Origin of the sequence: Streptomyces sp. NPDC088812, assembly GCF_044750285.1 — a bacterium.
In the GTDB taxonomy this organism is placed as follows: Bacteria; Actinomycetota; Actinomycetes; order Streptomycetales; family Streptomycetaceae; genus Streptomyces.
This window is the reverse complement of sequence record NZ_JBIVJP010000002.1, coordinates 285,684-302,771: the sequence shown is the minus strand read 5'-3', so window position 1 is coordinate 302,771 and position 17,088 is coordinate 285,684. Positions and strand designations below refer to the sequence as shown.

Genomic DNA, 17,088 nt, shown 5'->3' with positions numbered 1-17,088 from the left:
CGGCCCTCGCGCCCGGACCGCTGTGTCCCGCGCCCGGCCTGCCAGGCCTCGCGCCCGGCCTGCCAGGCCTCGTGCCCGCACTGTCGGGTCTCGCGGGCTTCCGCCGGGTCTCGCGGGTTTCCGCGGGCCCTCGTGCCCGGACCGCCGGGCCTCGCGGGCTTCCGCCGGGTCTCGCGGGTTTCCGCGGGCCCTCGCGCCCGGACCGCCGGGCCCCGCGGGCTTCCCCCGGCCCCCGCCGCCCCCCGCCGCCCCCCGCAGGCTTCCGCCCGCTTCCCTCGGCCCCCGTTATGGAACCGTAGACACCACGCCGCTCGACTCCCCGAACGGCCGGATTATTCTCGGCTCGATCACACGTGCGGGGGAGAGGGGGAGCGGCCATGGAGAAGCTGGGTGCGGGGGATCCGCAGCACATCGGCGGATACCGGCTGCTCGCGCGGCTGGGGGCCGGCGGGATGGGACGGGTCTACCTCGCCCGCTCGGACCGCGGCCGGACCGTCGCCGTGAAGCTGGTCCGGCCGGAGCTGGCGGCCCGCGAGGAGTTCCGGGCGCGGTTCCGCCAGGAGGTGCGCAACGCCCAGCGGGTCGGCGGCTTCTGGACCGCGCCCGTCCTGGACGCCGACACCGAGGCGGCCGTGCCCTGGGTCGCCACCGGCTACGTCGCCGGCCCGAGCCTCCAGCAGGTCGTGGGCCACGATCACGGCCCGCTGCCCGAGCGGTCGGTGCGCGTCCTCGCCGCCGGGCTCGCCCACGCGCTCACCAACATCCACGCGGCCGGGATCGTCCACCGCGACCTCAAGCCGTCCAACGTGATGGTCACCATCGAGGGCCCCCGGGTCATCGACTTCGGCGTCGCCCGGGCCATGGAGACGGTCGGCGGCGACGCCGGAGGCCTCACCCGGACCGGCGCGGTGATCGGCTCGCCCGGCTTCATGGCGCCCGAGCAGGTGCGCGGCGACCGGATCACGCCCGCGTGCGACGTCTTCTGCCTCGGCTCCGTCCTCGCCTACGCCGCCACCGGCAGCCTCCCCTTCGGCTCCGCCGACAGCGGTGTGCACGTCCTGATGTTCCGCATCGCCGAGGAGGAACCCGACCTCTCGGGCCTCTCCGAGGACATCGCCCACCTGGTCCGCGCCTGCCTGCGCAAGGACCCGGCCGCCCGGCCGTCCCTGGAGTGGCTCCTGGAGCGCACCGGCGCGCACGAGACCGTCGCCGAGGGCCGCTCCCGTGAGCCCTGGCTGCCGAACACCCTGGTGGCCCAGCTGGGCCGGCACGCGGTGCGGCTGCTGGAGACGGAGAACCCGGAGGGCGGCGAGGCGTCCCCGGCCGGCGCCCCCGAGGCCGCGCCGGAGCACTCCGGCCCACGCGGCGCGGGCCCGTACGCCACCGCCCCCGCACCGCCCGCCGCCCCGCCGACGGGAGCCGGCGGCACGACCGCGCCCCCGGCCCACCCCGCGTACGGCCACCCCCGCCCGCACCCGCACTCCACGCCCCCCGTCCCGCACAACCCGTACGCGGCGGCGGGCGGCGTCCCCGGCGCGACCCTGCCGCACCCCGCGCACGCCCCTTACGGGGACGAGCCGTACCCCTCGCCCGGCCCTTACGGCGGCGGAGAGGGGCCGTACCCCCCGTACGGCCCCTACGGGGACGAGCCGCAGGAGCCGCCGCGCCGCAGCGGCCGCACGACCGCGCTGCTGGTCGCGGTCGCCCTGGTCGTCGCGCTGGCCGCGGGCGGCTCGGTGTACGCGCTGATGAACGGCGGCGGCACCGACCCCGCCGCGCGCCCCGACCCGGCACCGACCGCCTCCGCACCCGCCACGGCCTCCGGCGGCGAGGCCGCCAGCCCGGCCGGGTCCGGTGGGCCGTCGGCCTCGCCGTCCGCCACGGAGCAGGCCGGCGCGGTCCCGGCGGACTACCTCGGCACCTGGGCCACGACCGTCGACGGCGCGAGCGGCACGGACACCCGCCGGCTCACCCTCACCCAGGGCGAAGTGGGCGACACCGTCCTCTCGCTCGTCGCGGACGGCGACTCCTACCACTGCGAGTTCACCGCCGAGCTGCTCCAACGTCCCTCCTCCGAGGGCCCGTTGCGGATCGGCCCGTCCACGGTCACCACCGGCGAGCCGCTCTCCTCCTGCTCCCCGGGCGCCCCCACCGAGGTCACCCTCCTGTCCGACGGCAGGCTGCAACGCGTGAACACCTCCACCGGGGAGAAGCTGACGTACACCCGCCGGTGAACGTCCGGCGAACTCCCGCCCTCCCGTCCGGAATGTCCCCTGGGGCAGACGTACGGTGCCCCCACGATCCGGTCGGCGGGAGTGGCGGGGGCACCCACAGTGGACTGGCTGAACGCTGAGAACGTCGTGGCCGTGGGGACGGCCGTCCTCGGTATCGCCGCGTCCGGCGCGATGGTCTGGTACGAGCGCCGGGTGCCGCGCCGCAAGAGGATCGGCTATCGGGTACAGATGGACAACCCGATCGGCGACGACGTCCGGTCCGGCCGCCCCAACCGCCGTCTCGGCCTCTTCGACGAGACCCCCGGCATGGCGGCCGCCACCCTCGTCCTGCTGCGCATCGAGAACGACGGCTCGCAGGGCATCGCCCGTGACGACTACACCGGCCCCGAACGCCACGGGCTCACCGCGGTGTTCACCGACCGCACCATCCGCGGGGTGTCGGTCACCCAGCCGACCCACACCGACCACCTCATGGACCACTTCACCGCGGACCGCGGCTTCGGCTACGAGGACAACACCCTGCGCATCCCGCGCGTCCCGCTCAACCCGCGCGAGCACTTCAAGCTGCTGGTCCTGCTGTCGGGCGGCGACGTCGGCCACGGCATACGGCTCTACGGCGGCATCCTCCCCCAGCTCTCGACTCCGCTCGAGCCGGGGGCGCCCCCATCGGCGAGGTCCACCCCAACCGCAGCGCCACCCCGGACGACACCCCGCCGCTGTTCAGCCGGGCGGCCCGTCTGATCTCCCTCCTCCTCACCCTCTGCGTGATCACCCTCGCGGCGATGGTCGTCGTCCGTGACGACACCCCGCCGCCCATCGGCTGCGAGCGGGGCAGCCTCACCCTCACCGGCTCGACGGCCTTCGCCCCGGTGATCCGCGAGGTGGCCCGCAAGTACGAGAGCGACTGCGAGGGCGCGCACCTCACCGTGGACCCGCACGGATCGACGGCCGGCATCCGCGAGCTCACCGCGGCGGGCGCCAAGGCGAAGGACGGCTCCCCGCCCGTCGTGGCCCTCTCCGACGGCCGCAAACCGTCCGGCCTGGCCGAACTGCGCGAGAACCGGGTGGCGGTATCGGTTTTCGCCCTCGTCGTCCACGACGGCGTCCCCCTGACGGACCTCTCCACGGAGGACGTGCGCCGCCTCTACCGCGGGCAGATCACCAACTGGCGCCAGCTCGACGGCCCGGACCTGCCGGTGACCCTGGTCAGCCGGGACGCCAACTCCGGCACGCGGCAGGTGTTCCAGCGCCGGGTCCTGGGCCGGGGCGAGATCGCCAACTCCTCCGTCGACTGCGTGCACAAGGACGACCCGACGGCCTCCGTCGTACGCTGCGAACTCGACTCCACCGAGCAGGTCCTCTCCACCGTCGCGGCCATCCCCGGCGCCATCGGCTACAGCGAGCTCAACGTCGCCGACCGCGCCGAGGGCCTGCACGCGCTGCGCCTCGACGGCGACCCCGCGTCCGTCGACGCCATCGAGGACGGCACCAGCGACTACCCGTACCGCGAGATCGAGTACGCCTACACCTACGGCCGCCCCCCGGCCGACTCCCTGGCGTCGAGCTTCCTGACCTACCTCACCCGGGGCAACGGCCAGGACGTCATCCGCACCCACGGCCACCTGCCGTGCTGGACCCCGGAGGGCCTGCGCCTGTGCGCCCGGGGCAGCCAGCCCACTCCGTCCGGCACGTGATCAGCCCGTCTGGGGGTGCCCCCTCTGGGGGAGCTTGAGGACGAGGCCCCTTCAGGGCCGAAGCGGGGGTCTGGGGGCGGCAGCCCCCAGGGGTGGGAAGGGCAAGGGCGGCGGGGGCGAAAACCCCGGCGTCACCGCCGCGCCCCCCGGCGTCAGCCCCCACACACCCCGACGGCAGTCCCCACACACCCCGACGGCAGTCCCCACACACCCCGACGGCAGTCCCCACACACCCCGACGGCAGCCCCCACACACCCCGGTGTCAGCCCCCACACACCCCGACGGCAGCCCCCGGCGTCAGCCTCACCGAGGCTCCGGCGGCCGCTGCCGAGGCATGTTCGGCCGGCTCCCGGCCCCCGGCGGCAGCGGGAACCTCCCCTGCGGCACCCCCGCCTCCGGCCGCCCGCCGCCCGCCACCGCCCCCTGGATCCCTAGCGGCGCGCCACCCGTGCGGAACTCCACCATCCAGTCCGCCGTCTCCACCCGCACCAGCTCGGTCACGTCCTCCGAGAACCGCCGGAGCACCCCCAGGCACCGCTCGGCGGCCTCGCTCGCCGTGCCCTCCGCCGGCCCCAGCACCTCCCGCGCGCTCTCCGACGCCCAGTCGAACTGCAACACCTGCAACCGCCGCTGCACGGCCTGCGCGGTCGCCACGTCCCTCATCCACCCGGACGTCACCCCGAAGAACCGGTCCACGGCCAGGCACGCCACCGCGACCAGCAGCGCGAGACACCCCCAGGGCGCCACCCCGCCCCGCACCCCGGTGAGATCCAGCAGCGGCAGCGCGGCCCCCGCGACCGCCCCCGCCACGGCCCCGGCCCGCAGCACCCGTGCGCCCCGCCGCTTCCACACCCGGTCGGCGAGGTACCAGGCCGTGGTCTCCAGGGCCCGCCGCTCCACCCAGCGGTACAGCTCGTCCAGCCGTTGCGCCGGCTCACCCCAGTCCCCGAGCGGCAACGCCCGGCCGGTCAGATCGCCCGGCCGCAGCCCGGCCGCGTCCTCGCCCCGCCCGTTCTGAGGCGGACCCTCGGGTTGCATCTCCGGCTGCTGACCCACCCGGCACTCCCTCCTGAACCCGACCGACCCCGACCGACGCCCCGGTCACCCGAGGGACCCGTGGTGACGCCTGATGCGCCGCACCTTTCCTACCTCCCGATGGGTGGCGAAGAGGAAGGTTTCCTCGCCCTTACGCCCGTAAGGGGGCCTTGATCAGGTGTAGACCTCGCCGAAGACTCACTCGAAAGAGTGCCGGGGCGACACCCGCACAGACCACGTAGGCTCGTGCCGAGCGGAAAAACCCGTCTCGACTCCAGGCCCGTAAGAGGAGCTGATCGTGATTCCCGGTGGTGGCCAGCCCAACATGCAGCAGTTGCTCCAGCAGGCCCAGAAGATGCAGCAGGATCTGGCCCGCGCCCAGGAGGAGCTGGCGGGCACGGAGGTCGACGGCCAGGCCGGCGGCGGTCTGGTCAGGGCCACGGTGACCGGGGCCGGCGAGCTGCGCGGCCTGAAGATCGACCCGAAGGCGGTGGACCCGGAGGACACCGAGACCCTCGCCGACCTGATCGTCGCGGCCGTCCAGGCGGCCAACGAGAACGCGCAGGCCCTCCAGCAGCAGAAGCTGGGCCCGCTGGCCCAGGGTCTGGGCGGGGGCGGCATCCCGGGCCTGCCGTTCTGACCGTCGCGGCGCCGGCCGTCGCGATCGCGCCGGCCGCCCCCGTCGTTCCCGTCGCCCCGGTCGTTCCGCCGCAGGTCACCGGGGCGACACCCGCACCGCCTTCCTAGGACGGGTGGCGGACAACTACCGTACGTACTGCAAGGAACCCAGGAAGGACGGCAGTCCGTTGTACGAAGGCGTGGTCCAGGACCTCATCGACGAACTGGGGCGGCTGCCCGGCGTCGGTCCCAAGAGCGCGCAGCGGATCGCCTTCCACATCCTCCAGGCGGAGCCGACCGACGTGCGGCGTCTCGCGCAGGCACTGATGGAGGTCAAGGCGAAGGTCCGCTTCTGCGTCACCTGCGGCAACGTGGCGCAGGAGGAGCACTGCTCCATCTGCCGCGACCCGCGCCGCGACCCCGCCGTCATCTGTGTGGTGGAGGAGCCGAAGGACGTGGTGGCCGTCGAGCGCACCCGCGAGTTCCGGGGCCGCTACCACGTGCTGGGCGGGGCGATCAGCCCGATCGAGGGGGTCGGTCCGGACGACCTGCGCATCCGGGAACTGCTGGCCCGGCTGGCGGACGGCACGGTCACCGAGCTCATCCTCGCCACGGACCCCAACCTCGAAGGCGAGGCGACGGCCACGTACCTCGCCCGCATGATCAAGCCCATGGGCCTGAAGGTCACCCGCCTGGCCAGCGGCCTCCCGGTGGGCGGCGACCTGGAATACGCGGACGAGGTCACCCTCGGCCGCGCCTTCGAGGGGAGACGACTCCTAGATGTCTGACGCCACGCTGCACGCGAGCGACCAGAACCCCGACGACTTCGCGGTCCAGATCGCCGACCAGATCGAGAGCTTCCTGGTGGCCGTCGCGGAGGTCGCCAAGGGTGACGAGCCGGGCTCGGCGGTCCCCTTCCTCCTGCTGGAGGTCTCCCAGCTGCTGCTGGCCGGCGGCCGTCTCGGCGCGCACGAGGACATCGTCCCCGACGAGCGCTACGAGCCCGACACGGGCCCCGACGCGGACGTCGACGAACTCCGGGAGAACCTGGCCCGCCTCCTGGACCCGGTCGACGTGTACTCGGAGGTCTTCGACCCCTACGAGCCCCGCAAGGCGCCCGTGCCGGCCCGGGTCTCCGACGACCTCACCGACGTCATCACCGACCTCCGCCACGGCATGGCCCACTACCGTGCCGGCCGCACCACGGAGGCCCTGTGGTGGTGGCAGTTCTCGTACTTCTCCAACTGGGGCTCGACGGCCTCGGCGACCCTGCGCGCCCTGCACTCGGTGCTGGCCCACATCCGCCTCGACCAGCCACTGGAGGAGCTGGACGGCCTGGACACCGACCAGGGCGTGGGCGACGACACCCTGGAGTTCGAGGCCGGGAGGGTCATGGCGGAGGAGATCGGCGGACATCCGGGTCTGCGCCCCGCCACCTGACCGGTCCGCGCCCCGCCACCTGACCGGTCCGCGCCCCGCCGTGTGACCGTCGGCGAGGAGTGCGGGCGTCGCGCATCAGTTCGGTGGAAGTGGGCAGGGAACGTCCTGGACGGGCGGCCGGACCCGTCCCCGGCACCTCTCGCCGTGCGGCCTGGACGTGGTCTCACGATGCGATACCCCGGGGGCGGACGACGGACGCTCGTTACACTGAGCCGACCCGCAGTACAAGGGCGTATGTGCGGAAAGAGACAAACTGAGCGAGGAGCGCACGTGGGCCTTGTCGTGCAGAAGTACGGAGGCTCCTCCGTAGCCGATGCCGAGGGCATCAAGCGCGTCGCCAAGCGGATCGTGGAAGCCAAGAAGAACGGCCACCAGGTGGTCGCCGTGGTTTCCGCGATGGGCGACACGACGGACGAGCTGATCGATCTCGCCGAGCAGGTTTCCCCGATCCCTGCCGGGCGCGAGCTCGACATGCTGCTGACCGCCGGAGAGCGGATCTCCATGGCCCTGCTGGCCATGGCGATCAAAAACCTGGGCCACCAGGCCCAGAGCTTCACCGGCAGCCAGGCAGGTGTCATCACCGACTCGGTCCACAACAAAGCCCGGATCATCGACGTGACGCCGGGCCGGATCCGTGACTCGCTGGACGAGGGCAACATCGCCATCGTCGCCGGGTTCCAGGGCGTCAGCCAGGACACCAAGGACATCACCACGCTGGGCCGCGGCGGCTCCGACACCACCGCCGTCGCGCTCGCGGCCGCGCTCGACGCCGAGGTGTGCGAGATCTACACCGACGTCGACGGCGTGTTCACCGCCGACCCGCGCGTGGTGAAGAAGGCCCGGAAGATCGACTGGATCTCGTTCGAGGACATGCTCGAACTGGCTGCCTCCGGGTCCAAGGTGCTGCTCCACCGCTGCGTGGAGTACGCGCGCCGCTACAACATCCCGATCCACGTCCGCTCGTCCTTCAGCGGACTCCAGGGCACGTGGGTCAGCAGCGAGCCGATCGAGCAAGGGGACAAGCAGGTGGAGCAGGCCATCATCTCCGGTGTCGCGCACGACACCTCCGAGGCCAAGATCACGGTCGTCGGCGTGCCGGACAAGCCGGGCGAGGCCGCCGTGATCTTCCGCACGATCTCCGACGCCGAGATCAACATCGACATGATCGTGCAGAACGTGTCCGCCGCCGCCACGGGCCTGACGGACATCTCCTTCACGCTGCCGAAGGCGGAGGGCCGCAAGGCCATCGACGCGCTGGAGAAGAACCGGTCCGGCATCGGCTTCGACTCGCTGCGCTACGACGACCAGATCGGCAAGATCTCCCTGGTCGGCGCGGGTATGAAGACCAACCCGGGCGTCACGGCCGACTTCTTCAAGGCGCTGGCCGACGCGGGCGTGAACATCGAGCTGATCTCGACCTCCGAGATCCGCATCTCGGTCGTCACCCGCGCCGACGACGTCAACGAGGCCGTGCGCGCCGTGCACAGCGCCTTCGGGCTGGACTCCGACAGCGACGAGGCCGTCGTCTACGGAGGCACCGGGCGCTGATGACGGGCCCTCGTGTGACCGGGCGCCCGACGCTCGCGGTCGTGGGAGCGACCGGGGCGGTCGGCACGGTCATGCTCCAGATCCTGTCCCAGCGCGCCGACGTCTGGGGCGAGATCCGGCTCATCGCCTCGCCGCGCTCGGCCGGCCGCAAGCTGGCCGTGCGCGGCGAACAGGTCGAGGTGGCGGCGCTCACCGAGGAGGCCTTCGACGGCGTCGACGTCGCGATGTTCGACGTGCCCGACGAGGTCGCCGAGCGGTGGGCGCCGCTCGCCGCCGCCCGGGGAGCGGTCGTCGTCGACAACTCCGGTGCCTTCCGGATGGACCCGGACGTGCCGCTGGTCGTCCCCGAGGTCAATCCGCACATGGTGCGGGCGCGTCCGCGCGGGATCGTCGCGAACCCGAACTGCACCACCCTGTCGATGATCGTCGCCCTCGGCGCGCTGCACGCCGGGTTCGGACTGCGCGAGCTGGTGGTGTCGTCGTACCAGGCCGCCAGCGGGGCGGGCCGGGCCGGGGTGGAGACGCTCCGGCGGCAGCTGTCCCTGGTGGCCGGTACGGAGCTGGGGACGAGCCCCGGTGACGTACGGCGGGCCGTGGGCGACGGCACCGGCCCGTTCCCGGAGCCGGTCGCGCTGAACGTGGTGCCGTGGGCCGGGTCGCTGCGTGAGGACGGCTGGTCGTCGGAGGAGATGAAGGTGCGGGACGAGTCCCGCAAGATCCTCGGCCTGCCGGGGCTGCCCGTCGCCGTGACCTGCGTACGGGTGCCGGTGGTCACCGTGCACTCCCTCACCGTCCACGCCCGCTTCCAGGACGAGGTCACCGTCGGGCGGGCCCGCGAGATCCTCGCCACCGCGCCGGGTGTGGTCCTGTGCGACGACCCGGCCGCCGGGGAGTTCCCGACGCCCGCCGACGTCGTCGGCACGGATCCGACCTGGGTCGGCCGGGTGCGTCGCGCGCTGGACGACCCCACGGCGCTCGAACTCTTCGTGTGCGGCGACAATCTGCGCAAGGGAGCCGCCCTGAACACCGCGCAGATCGCGGAACTGGTGGCGGCGGAGCTGTCGTGAGCCGGTGAAGGGGCCGGTGAGCCAGTGAAGGGGCCGAAAAAACGCTGGCCACGGCGTGACGGGTTTGTAGGATCTTCAGCACGGATGTGAGCCGGTCGGTGGTCCGGACCACTTGTCCTGGGACCTGCCGGCATCCGAAGATTTTCCTCCCCGTGTTCCGCAACCGTGCGGAGCGCGGGGAGCGTCTTTGCCGTCACCCTCCGGGGTGCGCAGACGTGATCCCGGCACACAGGGGACGCCGTGATCGGGGCGTGGGGGCGCCCGTTCCTATGGACCACAGGGGAAGAGCGGGACGCATGAGGGCATGTGAGGCGCCGTCGGCGGGGAAGCCGGCCGGCGCGAGACGGGCGCCCGGAACGGTGCCGGTCACACGTGTACCGCCGTACGGCGCGAACGCGACGGCGGACGTGTACAACCCCCGAGGGGGGACGGGTGTCCAACTGGCGTGGCAGAGGTACTCGATTTCCCCGCGGCGGCCCGCGGCACGGCCCTGCGGCCGCCCCGCACCGCCCTCCGTCCCCGCCGCCCGGCCGGGGCGCCCGGTGGCATGCCGGTGATCGCGCCCATGCCCGCAGCGCGGCCCGCCCGCATACCCAGCCAGCGTGACGGCGCGGCCCCCGCGGACGACGGTGTCGCGGCCGGAACGACCGTCGACCACCTCACCGAGACCTACCGGGCGCACTACCGCTCGCTGCTCGGTCTCGCCGCGCTCCTCCTCGACGACACCGCCTCCTGCGAGGACGTCGTCCAGGAGGCCTTCATCCGCGTCCACTCCGCGCGCAAGCGCGTCCGCGACCCGGAGAAGACCCTCGCCTACCTGCGCCAGACGGTCGTCAACCTCTCCCGCTCCGCCCTGCGCCGCCGCATCCTCGGACTGAAGCTGCTGTCCAAGCCGATGCCGGACATGGCCAGCGCGGAGGAGGGCGCCTACGACCAGTTGGAGCGCGACTCCCTCATCAAGGCGATGAAGGGGCTCCAGCGCCGCCAGCGCGAGGTCCTGTCCCTGCGCTACTTCGCCGACATGACCGAGGCCCAGGTCGCCGAGACCCTCGGCATCTCGCTCGGCTCGGTGAAGGCGTACGGTTCCCGCGGCATCGCCGCGCTGCGCGTCGCCATGGAGGCGCGGACGTGAGCGGGCGGGCCGGCGGGGACGGCACGGGTGACCGGGAGCGGCGCGAGCCGTTCGCGTGGCGGGAGCCGGGGCGGGCACCGCACGAGCAAGAGCCGAAGCAATCGCACGCTGGGAACGGAACCGTGAACCACCACCTCGACGACCAGGGCCCCGACGGGCTCGACTCGGACGAGCTGGCACTGCGCCGGATGCTGCACCAGGCGGTCCAGGAGATGGAGCCGCGCGACGGGACGCTGGACCACCTGAGGCGGGCCGTCCCCGCCCGCCGGGCCCGCAAGCGGCAGGCCGCCGTCGGCATGGCCGCCGCGGCCCTCTTCGTCGGCACCGCCGTCCCCGCCCTGTGGCACGTCTCCGGCGCCGGCGGCTCCGACGCCAACCCCTCCATCGCCGGCCAGGCGTCACAGGCCCAGGGCGGCGCCGGGGCGGGCCGGACCCCCGACAGCGACTCCTCCGGCACGGCCGGCGGCTCGGCCGGCGGGACCGGCGCGCAGGGCGACGACGCCACCGAGGGCACCGGCCGGGGCAAGGACCCCGGCGGCACCGACGGCACCGGGGACGGCACCGGTCCCGGCTCCTCGGTCGAGGCGGACGCCACCGCCTGCACGGCCTCCCAGCTCGGCGACGCCTCCGCCGACGTCGCGGTCGCCGACTCGGCCGGCACCGTCTACGGCACCTTCCGCGTCGTGAACGTCTCCGGCAGCGCCTGTACCGTCGGCGGGAGCGTCTCGGTGACGCCCACCGCCCAGGGAGCCGCCGACGCCACGAAGATCAGCGTGGTGGCGCACGCCTCCGGGGACGCGGCGGCCGGCCTGCCCGACCCCTCCCTCTACGTCTCCCAGCTCTCCCTGGCCCCCGGCTCGGCCTACGACGTGAAGTTCGCCTGGGTGCCCTCCGAGACCTGCCCCACCACCACCGGCGGCAGCAGCAGCGGCAGCACGGGCGGCGACGGCGGCGCTACGGCCTCCCCCGACCCGAGCCCGACCGAGCAGACGGGCACCACCGGTTCCACGACCACCACCGAGACCGACGGCACCGCGGCCCAGCTGCTCGTCGCGGACGGCACGGCCGACGGCAGCGTCGTGGTGACGTACACCGCCGAGGGCGGGGTCCCGACGGTGTCGGCGACGGTGTCGAACGCGTGCGCCGGGACGGTCTACCGGACGGGCGTGCTGGCCTCGTCGTGAGCCCCGGCGGACACCGCGGGGCCGGATCCGGTCCCGTCGGTCACGTCGGTCCCTTCGGGTCCGCTTCCTTCGGATCCGGCTGCCTCGGTTCCGGTCCCGTCGGTTCCGGGCCCGTCCGGGGCGATGCCGAGCGCCGCGTCCCGCGCGAACTCCACCTCACGGCGCAGCAGCCGGAACCACATGAACACCACGAACCCGGCGAAGACGAACCACTCGCCGGTGTACCCGAGGTTCTGGAACGCCTTCAGGTCCAGCCCGCTGCCGGCGGGCGTGCTCGCCGGGACCGCCGTCATCCCCGCGTCGGCGGAGCGGAGCGTGACCCACGCGTCGTACAGGTCGTAGTCCACCAGGTTGACCAGGGAGGCCGCGCTGATCGCGGCCGTCTGCCCGGCGGGCAGGCCGCCGCGGGCGCTCACGCCGTCGTTGCCGGGCGTCTCGGACGCCTGGAGCGCGCCCGTGACGGTGACCTCGCCGGTGGGCGGCGCCGGGGCCTTCGCCGTGTCGGCCGTACCGGGCAGCCAGCCGCGGACCACGGGGAGCGCCTTGCCGTCGTCGGTGCGCAGCAGGGCCAGGACGTAGTAGCCGTTCTTCCCGTCGAGCTCGCGGTCGGGCACCAGCAGCTGGTCGGCGTACCGGCCGGTGGCGGTGACCTGCTTGCCGGAGGTCGCCTTGTCCACGGGCAGCATCTCGGCGAGCGGCCGCGCCGCCTCCTCGCGGGCGGACTCGACCTGCGCCTCAGCCGCGCGGTGGTCGTCGACCCGAGCCTCGAACCGGCTCAGCTGCCAGGACCCCATGAAGACGCAGAAGGGGATGGCCAGCAGCACGAAGACGTTGATCCCCCACCAGCGGGGCGTCAGCAGAAACCGGTACACGACCTCAACGGTACGGGTCTCGTGCGGGGAACCCGTCGCCGGGGTGTGGGGATGAGGCCGAAGTTTTCCACAGGCTGGGGAGGGGAGCGGTCGATTGTCCGTCCGGGCGGGCAGTATGGGGCCATGACTGAGAGCAACGGGTCCGCCGCACCGCAGCGGTACGAGGAGATGCCGGACTGGGAGAGGCGCTTCCGGGCGCCCCGGGTGTCGCTGCCCGACTGGGCGGAGGACGCGCCCGACCGCTCCCTGTTCGTCTCGAACGCGACGGGGACGTACGAGCTGTACGCATGGGAGCGCTCCACCGGTGAGCAGCGCCAGGTGACGAACCGGGCGAACGGCACCACGGACGGTGTGCTCTCCCCGGACGGCGCGTGGATCTGGTGGTTCGACGACAAGGACGGCGACGAGTTCGGCGTCTGGCGCCGCCAGCCCTTCGAGGGCGGGGAGGACGAACTGGCGGCACCCGGCCTGGACCCGTCGTACCCGGCGGGCCTGGCGCTGGGCCGCGACGGACGTACGGCGGTGGTGGGCCGGTCCACGGACGAGGACGGCACCACGATCCACGTGGCCCGCACCGGCGAGCCGCCCTTCGAGCTGTACCGGCACCGTGAGTCGGCGGGCGTGGGCGACCTCTCCCACGACGGGTCCCTCGTCGCGATCGAGCACACCGAGCACGGCGACGCCATGCACTCCGCGCTGCGCGTCCTGCGTCCCGACGGCACCACCGTCGCCGAACTCGACGACACCCGGGGCGGCACCGAGGAGCTGGGCCTGGAGGTGCTGGGCTTCGCCCCCGTCGACGGCGACACCCGCCTGCTCATCGGCCACCAGCGGCGGGGCCGCTGGGAACCGCTGGTGTGGGACGTGGCGACGGGCGCGGAGACCGACCTGGCGCTGGACCTGCCGGGCGACGTCAGCGCCGAGTGGTACCCGGACGGCTCGGGCCTGCTCGTCGCCCACGGCTTCGAGGCCCGCAGCGAGCTGTACCGCTACGACCTGGCCACCCGGGAGCTGGTCCGGGTGCCGACCCCGGCGGGCACGGTGTCCGGGGCGACCGCCCGCCCCGACGGCAGCGTGGAGTACCTGTGGTCCTCCGCCGCCCGGCCGCCCGCGGTCCGCTCCACGACGGGCGCCGTGGTCCTCGACCCGCCCGGCATGAAGTCCCCCGGCTCGGTCCCGGTGCAGGACGTGTGGGTGGAGGGCCCCGGCGGCCGCATCCACGCCCTGGTCCAGAAGCCGGCGGGCGCGACCGGCCCGCTGCCCACCGTGTTCGACATCCACGGCGGCCCCACCTGGCACGACAGCGACTCCTTCGCGGCGGGCCCGGCGGCCTGGGTGGACCACGGCTACGCGGTCGTCCGGGTGAACTACCGCGGCTCCACCGGCTACGGCCGGGCCTGGACGGACGCGCTGAAGCACCGGGTGGGCCTGATCGAGCTGGAGGACATCGCGGCGGTCCGCGCCTGGGCGATCGACTCCGGCCTCGCCGACCCCGACCGTCTGGTCCTCACCGGCGGCTCCTGGGGCGGCTACCTCACCCTCCTCGGCCTCGGCGTGCAGCCCGAGGTGTGGGCGCTGGGCATCGCCGTGGTCCCCGTCGCCGACTACGTCACGGCCTACCACGACGAGATGGAGGCCCTGAAGGCCATGGACCGCACCCTCCTGGGCGGCACCCCCGAGGAGGTCCCCGAGCGCTTCGAGGCGTCCTCCCCGCTGACCTACGTCGACCAGGTCAAGGCCCCGGTCTACATCTCCGCGGGCGTGAACGACCCCCGCTGCCCCATCCGCCAGATCGACAACTACGTCAAGCGGCTGGAGTCCCGCGGCGCGACCCACGAGGTCTACCGCTACGACGCCGGGCACGGCTCGCTGGTGGTCGAGGAGCGGATCAAGCAGGTACGGCTGGAGCTGGAGTTCGCGGAGAGGCACCTGGGGAAGTAGCGGCGACCGGGACGGGGGAGCCAGGGGGCCCGGGGGCGGTGGTCACCGTCCCTGGGACCCCGCGCCCCGCCGCCTCCGCCCCAGCAGCTCCGCCAGCCCCTTCCGGGTGGCCGCCAGCACCACCCGGTCCTCGTTCCGCAGGACGTACGTCTCCGGCAGGTCCCACACCAGCTCGGACCCGCCCGGCCCCTCCTCGCCCGTGTCCAGCGCCAGCACCCGCCAGTACCCGGCCCGGAACGCCTCCCCGACCGTCCGCCCGGCCAACTGCGCGTACGCCCCGACCTCCAGGGCGGCGAACAGCAGCACCCGCCGCTCCACCGGGATCGCCCCCAGGATCTGCCGCCCCATCATCGCCCCGGCGAACGACGGCGCCGCCAGATGCGTCACGCTCCGGCTCCGGGTGAGCGCCTGCGGATGCGCGGCCCGCAGGGTGCGGTACACGGCGGTCGCGAAGTCGTCGTCGTACAGCCGCAGCACCACGCGCAGATCGGGCCGCAGGGAACGCGCGTACAGCGCGGCCTCCAGGTTCGTGGTGTCGGAGCTGGTCACCGCGAGCAGCGCGTGCGCCCGGCCGATCTTGGCCGCCTCCAGCACCCCCTCCTGGGTGACGTCGCCGAACACCACCGGCACCCGCAGCCGCCGCGCCGCCGAGACGCCCCGCGCCTCCGGGGTGGCCTCGACGCACACCACGGGGATGTCCAGCTCCCGCAGCCGGGTCAGCACCCGCGTCCCGATCTTGCCCAGCCCCAGCAGCACCACGTGCCCGCCGAGCCCGCGCGGCGGCCTGCGCACCGCCCCCGCCCCGCGGAACGTCCCCAGCGCCTCCAGCACCGCGGCCAGCAGCACCGGCAGCAGCAACAGCCCCATCAGCCCGGACAGCAGTTGCAGCACCTGCCGCTCCGTCGACGACCCGAGCGCCGGTTCGTTGATCGCGAACAGGTCCAGCAGCGTCAGGTACACCGCGCCCAGCGGATGGATGCCGGTCACCAGCCACAGCGCCACCGCCAGCGCGACCACACAGCCCACCAGCCCGGCCAGCGACCATCGCAGCCGCCGGGAGAACAGCGAGGCGAACGGCGGCACCACCCCGACACCCCGCCCCGCCGGCAGCGCGCCCCCGGCCGAGTACGAAACCTGCTCCAGGACGACACTGCCCCGCCCGGTCGCCGCGGCCACCGTCGCCGCGTCCGGCAGCAGCACCGGCCCCTGCTCCCCGCTGGCCTCGGAGCCGTCCGCGAAGGCGGGGTCGTTGCCCGTCGAGGACAGCAGCGCGAGGGTGGCCGGTCCCGCGCCGGCGACCTGCCCGGGGCCGGGCGGCGGGCGTTCGACGGCCCGCAGCAGCAGGCCGTCCGTCTGGACGACCTTCGTGGTCCCGGCGACGGCGGTCGCGGCGAGCGCGGGCGCGGCGGTGTCCGCGTCGGACAGGACGGTGGTCGAGGCGTCGCCGACCGTACGGCCGGCGCCCCCCGAGGCCAACGCGGCCGCCTGGTCGAGGAGTTCCTCTATGTGCTGCCCCAGCCGCCGGTTGTACAGCCGCAGCACGAGCCGCAGCCGGGGGTTGAGCCGGCGGGCGGTGAGGGCGGCGCGGATGTTCCGCTCGTCGTCGTCGTACACCAGGGCCAGCGCGGCGGCCTGCTCCACCCCGGCCTCGGCGAGGACGGCCTCGGTGGGCTCGGCGGCCTCCAGCTCGGGCCCGCCGCCGGGCTCACCACTGCCGGCACCGCCCCCTGGCGAACCGCTGCTGCTGCCGCTGCTGCCGTTGCCGCTGCCGACGGCCCGGTTGACGGCCGCGCTCACCACCCGGTCGAGCAGGGCCGCCGACACCGCACGGGCGCGCCCGACGACCGGCGGCCGCACCGTCCGCTCGGAGGGCGGTACGACGAGGGTGACCCGTTCCCCGTAGACCTGCCGCAACTCGGCGGCCAGCCGGTGCGCCAGCCCGTCGTCACCGCACACCACCATGTGTCCGACGGGCTCACCCGACGGCGGACTCTGATTCGGAACGCTCCCCACGAGGGAGAAGACTGCCCCACCGGGACGGACGGTTCCAGAGGATCCAGAGGTGCGCTGAACGCGGGCGGCCGTCCGGCCGTAGGGGAGGGGAGGGAGAGACACGGATCCGGAGGTGCCCACCCGTGGCCATCACACGAGCCCCGTCGGACGAGGGGGAGCTCCCGGCGGCGTCCCGGGGACGGCCGGGGGACCCGCTGCGGGAGCCGGTGCCGGTGCCGGTGCGGGACCTGCTGCCGGACCCGGTGTCGGACCCGGTGCGGAACCCGCTGTCAGGCGTGCTGCCGGAGCCGCTGGCAGACCCGGGGCGGGA

The 17,088-nt window shown here is 74.0% G+C and carries 12 protein-coding genes and 1 pseudogene; 10 read left to right on the top strand and 3 right to left on the bottom strand.

Going from position 1 to position 17,088, the window contains the following annotated elements:
• Positions 1 to 377 precede the first annotated feature (377 nt).
• Both ACIP67_RS05130 and ACIP67_RS05125 read left to right on the top strand, forming a co-directional pair.
• Positions 378 to 2,234 (top strand): protein kinase, encoded by a 1,857-nt coding sequence (locus ACIP67_RS05130; protein ID WP_401687547.1) that lies wholly within the window; start codon positions 378 to 380, stop codon positions 2,232 to 2,234.
• Between the two features lie 99 nt (positions 2,235 to 2,333).
• Positions 2,334 to 3,928: pseudogene (locus ACIP67_RS05125) on the top strand (substrate-binding domain-containing protein).
• Between the two features lie 303 nt (positions 3,929 to 4,231).
• Here ACIP67_RS05125 and ACIP67_RS05120 read toward each other — a convergent pair.
• Positions 4,232 to 4,966, bottom strand: coding sequence for an SLATT domain-containing protein (locus ACIP67_RS05120; RefSeq protein WP_401688118.1), 735 nt, complete (start codon positions 4,964 to 4,966; stop codon positions 4,232 to 4,234).
• Between the two features lie 295 nt (positions 4,967 to 5,261).
• Between ACIP67_RS05120 and ACIP67_RS05115 the strand changes: the two genes are divergently transcribed.
• The 7 genes from ACIP67_RS05115 (at position 5,262) to ACIP67_RS05085 (ending at position 11,952) form a co-directional block, all read left to right on the top strand.
• Positions 5,262 to 5,603, top strand: coding sequence for a YbaB/EbfC family nucleoid-associated protein (locus ACIP67_RS05115; protein WP_401687544.1), 342 nt, complete (start codon positions 5,262 to 5,264; stop codon positions 5,601 to 5,603).
• Between the two features lie 166 nt (positions 5,604 to 5,769).
• Positions 5,770 to 6,369, top strand: a complete 600-nt coding sequence (gene recR / locus ACIP67_RS05110) for a recombination mediator RecR (RefSeq protein WP_401688115.1) — start codon at positions 5,770 to 5,772, stop codon at positions 6,367 to 6,369.
• The gene (locus ACIP67_RS05105) at positions 6,362 to 7,021 is read left to right on the top strand and encodes a DUF5063 domain-containing protein (protein WP_401687541.1); all 660 of its coding nucleotides are present in this window, start codon (positions 6,362 to 6,364) and stop codon (positions 7,019 to 7,021) included. Before recR ends, ACIP67_RS05105 begins: the two co-directional genes overlap by 8 nt.
• A gap of 270 nt (positions 7,022 to 7,291) precedes the next feature.
• Positions 7,292 to 8,569, top strand: a complete 1,278-nt coding sequence (locus tag ACIP67_RS05100; protein WP_389519326.1) for an aspartate kinase — start codon at positions 7,292 to 7,294, stop codon at positions 8,567 to 8,569.
• The gene (locus ACIP67_RS05095) at positions 8,569 to 9,636 is read left to right on the top strand and encodes an aspartate-semialdehyde dehydrogenase (RefSeq protein WP_401687538.1); all 1,068 of its coding nucleotides are present in this window, start codon (positions 8,569 to 8,571) and stop codon (positions 9,634 to 9,636) included. Before ACIP67_RS05100 ends, ACIP67_RS05095 begins: the two co-directional genes overlap by 1 nt.
• 445 nt (positions 9,637 to 10,081) lie before the next feature.
• A complete protein-coding gene (locus tag ACIP67_RS05090) occupies positions 10,082 to 10,768 on the top strand; it encodes a SigE family RNA polymerase sigma factor (protein WP_389519329.1) in 687 nt (228 codons plus the stop codon).
• A gap of 122 nt (positions 10,769 to 10,890) precedes the next feature.
• Positions 10,891 to 11,952, top strand: a complete 1,062-nt coding sequence (locus ACIP67_RS05085) for a hypothetical protein (protein ID WP_401687534.1) — start codon at positions 10,891 to 10,893, stop codon at positions 11,950 to 11,952.
• On the opposite strand, the gene ACIP67_RS05080 is transcribed toward ACIP67_RS05085, so the two are convergent.
• Complete coding sequence (locus ACIP67_RS05080; RefSeq protein ID WP_401687531.1) at positions 11,922 to 12,824, bottom strand: SURF1 family protein; 903 nt, start codon at positions 12,822 to 12,824, stop codon at positions 11,922 to 11,924. The two genes, ACIP67_RS05085 and ACIP67_RS05080, sit on opposite strands and share 31 nt — an antisense overlap.
• Positions 12,825 to 12,947: 123 nt before the next feature.
• Here ACIP67_RS05080 and ACIP67_RS05075 point away from each other — a divergent pair, with 123 nt between their 5' ends.
• Positions 12,948 to 14,765, top strand: coding sequence for a prolyl oligopeptidase family serine peptidase (locus ACIP67_RS05075; RefSeq protein ID WP_401687529.1), 1,818 nt, complete (start codon positions 12,948 to 12,950; stop codon positions 14,763 to 14,765).
• A gap of 42 nt (positions 14,766 to 14,807) precedes the next feature.
• Here ACIP67_RS05075 and ACIP67_RS05070 read toward each other — a convergent pair whose 3' ends face one another.
• Positions 14,808 to 16,727, bottom strand: coding sequence for an NAD-binding protein (locus ACIP67_RS05070; protein ID WP_401687526.1), 1,920 nt, complete (start codon positions 16,725 to 16,727; stop codon positions 14,808 to 14,810).
• Positions 16,728 to 17,088: the final 361 nt, after the last annotated feature.